The organism is Microcystis flos-aquae FACHB-1344, from assembly GCF_014698375.1.
GTDB classification, from domain to species: domain Bacteria; phylum Cyanobacteriota; class Cyanobacteriia; order Cyanobacteriales; family Microcystaceae; genus Microcystis; species Microcystis aeruginosa.
On the sequence record NZ_JACJSW010000096.1, the window covers coordinates 20,617 to 28,359 of the forward strand.

The following is a 7,743-nucleotide window of genomic DNA, read 5'->3' on the forward strand; positions in this document are numbered from 1 at the left end:
TCTGGGTTTTAGTGGTTAATTTTCCCGGGGAATATTAAACCTCTTGCATAATTAACTTTTGAGGGTTCAAAAACCTCAAAAATAAGGATTAAATCGCATAAAATCTGTAAATAGACCATTTAACTGATTATTATTCATTCTTAATTCTCCTGACTACTGACTACTGGCTACTGACTCCTAACCCTAACAACAATTTTTGATTTTTACAAGAGGTTAACAGCCGTTCGACTTCACCCAATAGTTACTTGACTGGTATCGACGCCGGTTGCCCCATGGACTTTACTGGCAATTGCAACCATTTTATTTAAAGTCGCCTGATGGGAAACCTTGCCTTTTAGTACAACTTTACCACCAGTTTGAGCGACCCACAATTTGTCTTCATCAGCTAAATCCGGTGTCTCGTCAAAAGCTAAAACTACTCGTTTAGCTAGGCCGCTTTCGTCGTATTTTCCATCTAATCCGACTCTTTCGGGGGGAATACCCGCAGCAGCGGCTTTCCCCGCAATCGCACTAGCGGCATCGGCCGGTTTATCTAAGCCAAAAATTCTTTTTAACCAATCCATTGCTAACACTCCTGATTGAGTTCTAAAACCCCAATTTCTTTAACAGAGATTTGGTGGAAACGATGTGTCGATCTAATCCTAAACGATCAGGACTGACTCCCACCGCTAAAGCGACTAATTGGGAAAAATGTAACACGGGTAAACCTAAACTTCGACCGATCGCTTTTGCCACTTCCGGTTGTCGGGAATCAAGATTAAGATGGCATAAAGGACAAGGGGTGACTAAACAATCGGCCCCCGCTGCCATGGCCTCTAAAATGTGTTTTCCTGCCATTTGGAAGGATTGGGTGGTGGCATAACTGGACAGAGGCCAACCACAGCATTGAGTGCGTCCTTGATAATAAATCGGATTTGCTCCCACCACCCGAAAGACATTTTCTAGGGATTCCGGCTGAAAAGGATTATCGTAGGGGAGAGTATCCTGGGCCCGCAGGAGATAACAACCATAAAAACTGGCACAATTTAAGCCTGATAAGGGACGAACCACCTTGGCCGCCAGATTATCTAAGCCATAATCGCCGACAATTGCCCAGAGTAGGTGCTTAACCGTCGTCGTACCTTGGTAGGGGGAACAATGTTCTTTCTGTAAATAATTATTAACTTCCTCAACATAATTGGGATTATTATGCTTTGCTTCCTTCAAGCGCTCATCCACATGACCGATCACTCCTTGACAGGTGCTACAGTGAGTCAACAGGGGTAAATTGAGGGCTTCCGCTAGGGCAATATTGCGCGCATTGACGGCATCTTCCAAGAGTTGCGAATCTTCCTTATAGGTTCCCGAACCACAACAGGCAGCTTTTTTGAGTTCGACTAAATTAATCCCCAAAGCTTCCGTCAGGGCTGCCGTGGATAAATATAGTTCCCGACAGGCACCTTGGGCGACACAACCGGGAAAATAAGCATACTGGAGATTTTTGACTGTCATGGATTCTAGGAAATTACTACTCATTACCTATCTACCATCTTGGCCCCCTTCCCCTCTGTCATCACTAAAGTCATGGAATTTCTTAATAGACAGCCTTTTGTGAGCTGCTCCCAACAAGTGTATGCTAGTTTGCCCCCCGAAATAATATCCAAAAACGAGGAGAGCCATCTCAACAGTATAATGCCTCTCCTTGAGAAAAATTGTTGTTTTGAGGAGTCGGTTGTACCAATGGCAATCTGTCCGGTCAAGAGGTGATTTACCGGTAGAATTGAGAGTGCAGCCGAGAAATTACGGCCAGAAACCCTATTTTGTCTGCTTACGCCGCTTGAGGGAGGGTGATAACAGCATCAAAGTCAGCACGGCTAGGGAAAACCGAGAGAACCCGATCGAGTTGGGTTAATTCAAAGATAATCTTGACTGAAGGTGGAATAGAACAGATATTGAAGGATTTTTCTTGACTTTGAGCCAGACGAAAGGCGGTAACTAAAGCCATTAATCCAGCGCTGTCGAGGAATTCCACCCTACTCATATCCACGAGAAAAGTGATAGAGCGACTCTGGTTAACCAGATTGGTGAGCTGCTCTTGAAATTCTAGGACGTTAGCGGCGGTAATATAGCCGTTTGGCTCAAATAGAGCAATTTCCGGGACTTTTACAGGACTTTTCATGGCTGGGCTTTGAAATTCATAAATGAACCTTTTAACTGGAGATCAGATACCGCTATTATGTCCTAACTTTCTGATTTTGCAACCCCGGTCTCGATAAATTTCCTCTCTCCTGAAAAGATTAATCTTTTTTTAATCTTTCCCCTGTGGGAAGGAACCACTTTTAGGTTAACCTGATGATCCGGGGAGTCAAGAGGAACAGTGATCAAGGCTTATTAGGGCGAATACCAGGGGAAAGTCGTTAGGTTTAAGCTCTAATCCCGAATGACTGATGATGAACCAGCATTATACTGGTATTTTTGCTGAAATAAAGTAAAGCAGGATACAGAAACTAGATTTATTGAACTAGAGTAAGGAAATTGTGGATACCCAGCCGACTATCCGCCAATTAGTGGAACAAGCCCTATATTATCGTCAAATCACGCCAGAAATCGAAAACGGAATTAATGAACTCCTCGCTCGTCTTGGCTACGTTTCCGATGTGGATTACGAGGCCCTAGAGTTACTCATGGATGAAATGGACGAGGGCCGGATTAATCTCGTTCCCCGTCGGTAACTTCAGTTATCAGTGGTGAGTTTTCAGTTCACTGATGGCCTTTCGGTTCCTGTTATGCAATGGACGGGGTTATAAGGGATGAAACCATTATATAGAAAGACATTTAGCGATCACCCGATCAAACCGAACCTAGGCGTTGGGTTTCATGCTTCAACCCAACCTACGTTCATCTTATATTTAATTCCACCCACCTACTTAGCGATCACCCGATCGAACCAGACCAAGTAACGAAGAACCTCACTGATTACTGTTTACTGTTTACTGATTACTGATGACTGAACAATCCCCCAAAACCCAATTTCCCTAAATTTCCCCAAATTAATATAATTGACTTCAGGCTTTCTCTTAACCTGATTTTTTCCATGATTCCTTTAACTCTTAATCTCTTGCAAGGTTCCGTTACTTTTCGTTTCAGTCCCAGTGCTGCTCTGGATTTGCAAAGGGAAATTAATATTTTACTCGATCACCTGAAAGCGATCGCCAGTAATGCCGCTAGTGGGGGTAAACCCCAACCCCAAAAACCGCTGGAATATCAGCACACTGGTGATGTGTTTCTGGAAGTGTTTTGTAATCCCAATATTTATCCGAGTCCTTTTTCGGCTAAAGTTTTGTTAACGGTTCGTGACGATCGCCTACGCTTAACCACAGAAGCAGAATTAACCCGTGTAATCGAGGATTTAGAGCGTTATATCGACCAAAATAGTTAGAATCGGGGGATTTTTGGGGTTTCGACCTTTCCTTGTCGTCCCACCTCTCCCCATCTGATTATTCTTCTCTAGCTTGCCATGTTACCGACCGATTTATTGATTTCCCGTCAAAATGGCGAGACAATTATTCCCAAACGCTTACCGATCGCTCCTGATTATCTGATGATCGCTCAAGAACAAATCACCTGTTTTCAGGAAAGTATCGGTCAAACTAAGGGAGAATTAAGCCAAAAACTCCTAATCTTGGAGGGAGACAGTCCCGATTATAAAATTAAACGGGGATTTGCTCACCTATTAACCAATCATTTTGCCACCTTTGAGATTATTAGTCCCTTAGAACCGCAGGAATTAAGAAAAAGAGTTTTTGAACAAGCGGCTAACTTTGTTCCTATTCCCCAAAATCGATCGCTAATTCTTCAAACAATTGCCCAGCAACTCAGCCAAGAATTAAATCAAGAAATTTTTCCAGTAGCTCTAGAAAAAGGACTCTATGCTGATTTAGCAGAGAATAAAATTCTCACTCAATTTGATGCTCCCACCCCCGAAAACTTAATTCATCGTTTTAACCTCTCGCAAATTCAAGGTATTTTTTATCGGGCCAGTTATTTAATCATCAACGTCCACCGCAACGATCCGGGGGAATATAAATATCTCTTTCGCTATCTAAAACTATTTCGTTTAATGACTTATATCGAAGGGGATGCCGACACGGGATTTACTATTACTATCGATGGTCCCACCAGTTTATTTAAAGCTAACAGTCGTTATGGCATTGAAATCGCTAAATTAATTCCTGCCTTACTCCATGTTACTCACTGGAATCTGAAGGCACAATTACAGTATAAAGATTCCTATACAGGCACTATTAAAAAACAACAGTTCAATTTAGAGGATAACTGTGGTCTGGTGTCCCACTATTCCCCAGGTAAACCCTACGATAGTATGTTAGAGGAATCTTTCGCTAAACGTTGGTTACAGTTAAAAACTGAATGGCAACTAGAAAGGGAAGTGGATTTAGTGCCTTTACCCGGAGGAGTGATGATTCCCGATTTCCGTTTAGTGCATCCCGATGGTCGCGTTTTTCTCCTCGAAATTGTTGGTTATTGGCGACCAGAATACCTACAAAAGAAATTTTTACAGGTTAAATCGGCCCAAGCAAGTAATCTAATTTTAGCCGTATCGGAACGGTTAAATCTAGAAAAAGCCGGAGTTAAATTTCAAAATCTACCCGCTCAGGTTATCTGGTTTAAAGATAAATTATCACCCCAAGCAGTGTTAGAAGTTTTAAGTTAAAGGTTTAGGAAGCTAAAAGCGGAAGTATGGTTTGATACTCCCGCTTTGGTTTAATCACACTAGGTTAACCTTTTTGCTCAAGACCGGACAATGAGTACTACATCATTGAGCAATGGTAGGATTGATGGACACTTTCACCACTTTATTTTTTTCTTCTTCCGCTTTCGGGAGAGTGAGATTGAGAATGCCATCTTTGTATTCAGCAGTCACGTTATTGTTATCAACCCGAACCGGTAGAGGAATAACCCGATGAAATTTACCATAACGGAACTCAGTGCGGGTAAATCCTTCTTCTTCGGTTTTAATTTCCGATTTTCTTTCACCATTAACGGTCAGACTATCGGCTGTTACTTCCACGTTGAGGTCTTTGGCTTCCATACCAGGTATTTCCAGTTTAAGCTGAACGGCCTCTGGCGTTTCGGTAATTTCCGCCGCCGGGATGAAGGATAACCCCATTTTTTCGCCATTGCCCACATCAGTCGGTACAAGACGGTCAAACAAGCGATTCATTTCTTTCTGTAGGCTTTCTACTTCTCTGAAAGGTTCCCAACGTATAAGTGCCATATAAGTCACCTCCGAAGTTTTCTTAACGCTAGAGATGTTGGTTTATCTCTACCCTCTTATGATAGATAAAAGATTCTCTGACCGGGGTAGGGTTTTCGGTATTGAGTTTTTCCAGATTCCCGTACTATCTCCTATACTAGAGCTAGGTGAAAAAGTTTTTCCCGGGGAAGTGGGGGGTTTTCTCGGTGAACAGTAATCAGTGAACTGATAACTGATAACTCAAATCTGATAACTCAAATCTGATAACTGACTCCTAACCCCACCAACAAACTTATTCAGCAAACCCTAATTATCTACTGATGAATAATTAAACTTTCTAAACTGGTTTGTAAATCTTGGGTTAATTGGGCTACGGCCGAGCGTCGATCGCTTTTATAATCAGCATAGCGCTCGGATACAGAAATAGGTTTACCAATAGTTATTATCGCTTTTTGTTGACCAATTTGGGGACGAAAAAAGGGATTACCTCCCTTAATTCTTGTCACTAAATCCCAGAGTAATAAAATTGTCTCGGCAAATCTTTCTACGGTGGGTTTTTCTTTGACATAATAACCGGTTACTGAGACGAAACTTTCGACAATTCTCATGTGCCACATTTTTAAATTAGCTTCATCGGCCAGGCGATCAGCTAATCCTAATTCAAGGGGAGAAATAGAATGAGTGGGTTTTAATTCTTGGCGATAAATGCGTTCCCATCCTGCTTGTTCTAAACGACGACAGCGATCGATTACATTACCATTAGGAGAAACATTAAAATACTTTTCTACGGTTTGGAGGGCCACATCTAATAAATTGGCTAAACGTTTGGCTAGGGTTTCATTTGGATCATCACCATTGGCAGGTACTACAGGCAAAGATTGATAGTAGAAATCTCGATAAAAATCCTCCATTAAAGATAATAATCTTTCTCCTAACCGAAAAAGACGCTCGTATAAAACCTTTTCTTCTCGGGATGAATTCGGGGTGGGTTCTAAACCGCTATCGTTTTCTAAATTAGTTAAAATTTGCTCGATTTCTTGCCACACTGGAGTCAGATAAAAATACTGAATACCAATAGGTAAAATAATTACTTCTTGCTGTTGTTTAGCTTTTCTGACATCATCCACCCCCCAAAAAGCTAATTGAGAAATACCCGGTTCAATTGCGCTAACAAGCTCATTATGTCCGTTAGTTGCCCCTTCCGGAGCAGCGGCTAAAGGATAATCTCCTTCTAATAATAAACGACGAGCCGAACGCAATCCGATTAAATCGGCTTTTCCCCGTTGAATTGGTGTGCCACCTAATTTAGAATATAACCATCCTACCCTTTCTCCAGCCCATAAAGGAATCCCTCGATCATACATAAAATGAGCGTGAATTGGCTTGTTTAATTTTATTCCTAACTCTTCGGCTTTTTTGGGTACTAATTTCCACAAAAGATAGGCCATACAGTAGGGATCGTTAATACTGGGATGACGGAAAGCAAGCAGTAAACGGACTTTTTTCTCTTGACTTTTTTGATAAAATGTGATTAAAGTTTCTAGATTGGCAGCGGAAATTTCTCTTAAGTTGGTTTGAGTTTGTAACCAAAGAGGTAAAAAGATTTGACATCCCTTTAAAAGCAAGGGATTAAGGTCAGGGGGGATAAATTCGAGGGGAGGTTGCGCGCCCAAAGATAGATTAGACATATAAGTATAAGTAGTCGTGCCAAATAAATTTCCTAGTTGAGACAGTTATCAGTTATCAGTTATCAGTTATCAGCTTCTGAAGGCAAGAGGCAACAGGCACTCGTGCAAAAGACAGAATCTGACAATTCTCCTACCTAAAAAGAAGGTTAGAAACTAAGCACATCAAAGCTTTTAGCTTAACCAATTAGGTCTTAGATTCGACCCTTGTTATCAGTTATCAGATTTGAGTTTTCAGTTCACTGTTTACTGTTTACTGTTTAAGGAAGAATAAAAGAAAACTCTGATCAATAATTACCCACTGGTCAAAAGATAATCACAGCAGCAAACAGGTGTCGAGCTAGATTTCAAATACACTGAGATTGCAGGATCCCTCAACCGTGAAAGGAGAAATTAACCGACTTTAAGCGAGGAGGAACACCAGTATTTTACCTCCTCACCTAAACAAATACAGCTATACTATAGCTCTATCCCCATTTCTCGCAAACGAGCCGCCAGCTGTTGAGAACGCTGTCTTTCCGCTTCCAGAGCTTGCTGAGTAGCATTTAATTGCTCCTGTGCTGCGGCCGCTTGCTCCTGTGCTGCGGCCGCTTGCTCCTGTGCTGCGGCCGCTTGCTCCTGTGCTGCGGCCGCTTGCTCCTGTGCTGCAGCCGCTTGCTCCTGTGCTGCAGCCGCTTGCTCCTGTGCCGCGGCCGCTTGCTCCTGTGCCGCGGCCGCTTGCTCCTGGGCTGCTTCTTCTGGCAAGGGGATTAAATTGCCTTCCGAGTCATAAAATCTCGCCCAAATTGCCGTTTCTCGGTCAAT

Annotated in this window: 8 protein-coding genes and 1 pseudogene; 3 read left to right on the forward strand and 6 right to left on the reverse strand. The window is 42.3% G+C overall.

Annotated features, from left to right (window positions below; genetic code table 11):
* Nucleotides 1-230: 230 nt before the first annotated feature.
* From H6G48_RS07650 to H6G48_RS07660, 3 genes are all read right to left on the reverse strand, one after another.
* Nucleotides 231-563 carry a BON domain-containing protein gene (locus H6G48_RS07650; RefSeq protein WP_149988430.1) on the reverse strand — a complete coding sequence of 111 codons (333 nt, stop codon included), beginning with the start codon at nucleotides 561-563 and terminating at the stop codon, nucleotides 231-233.
* Between the two features lie 22 nt (nucleotides 564-585).
* A complete protein-coding gene (locus H6G48_RS07655; RefSeq protein ID WP_149988429.1) occupies nucleotides 586-1,515 on the reverse strand; it encodes a CoB--CoM heterodisulfide reductase iron-sulfur subunit B family protein in 930 nt (309 codons plus the stop codon).
* Nucleotides 1,516-1,807: 292 nt separating this feature from the next.
* Complete coding sequence (locus H6G48_RS07660; RefSeq protein WP_002761268.1) at nucleotides 1,808-2,158, reverse strand: STAS domain-containing protein; 351 nt, start codon at nucleotides 2,156-2,158, stop codon at nucleotides 1,808-1,810.
* Nucleotides 2,159-2,516: 358 nt separating this feature from the next.
* On the opposite strand from H6G48_RS07660, the gene H6G48_RS07665 reads away from it, so the two are divergent.
* From H6G48_RS07665 to H6G48_RS07675, 3 genes are all read left to right on the forward strand, one after another.
* The gene (locus H6G48_RS07665) at nucleotides 2,517-2,711 is read left to right on the forward strand and encodes a hypothetical protein (protein ID WP_002761266.1); all 195 of its coding nucleotides are present in this window, start codon (nucleotides 2,517-2,519) and stop codon (nucleotides 2,709-2,711) included.
* Nucleotides 2,712-3,073: 362 nt separating this feature from the next.
* A complete protein-coding gene (locus H6G48_RS07670; protein ID WP_190720652.1) occupies nucleotides 3,074-3,418 on the forward strand; it encodes a hypothetical protein in 345 nt (114 codons plus the stop codon).
* A gap of 78 nt (nucleotides 3,419-3,496) precedes the next feature.
* Entirely contained in the window at nucleotides 3,497-4,711 is a 1,215-nt protein-coding gene (locus tag H6G48_RS07675) for a DUF790 family protein (RefSeq protein WP_012267145.1), read from the forward strand.
* A gap of 102 nt (nucleotides 4,712-4,813) precedes the next feature.
* On the opposite strand, the gene H6G48_RS07680 is transcribed toward H6G48_RS07675, so the two are convergent.
* The 3 genes and pseudogenes from H6G48_RS07680 to H6G48_RS07690 all read right to left on the reverse strand — a co-directional run.
* A complete protein-coding gene (locus H6G48_RS07680) occupies nucleotides 4,814-5,275 on the reverse strand; it encodes an Hsp20/alpha crystallin family protein (protein ID WP_190720655.1) in 462 nt (153 codons plus the stop codon).
* Nucleotides 5,276-5,568: 293 nt separating this feature from the next.
* Nucleotides 5,569-6,942, reverse strand: coding sequence for a 1-acyl-sn-glycerol-3-phosphate acyltransferase (locus H6G48_RS07685; RefSeq protein ID WP_190720657.1), 1,374 nt, complete (start codon nucleotides 6,940-6,942; stop codon nucleotides 5,569-5,571).
* Between the two features lie 456 nt (nucleotides 6,943-7,398).
* Nucleotides 7,399-7,743, reverse strand: a pseudogene (locus tag H6G48_RS07690) (Uma2 family endonuclease); the annotation flags it as partial.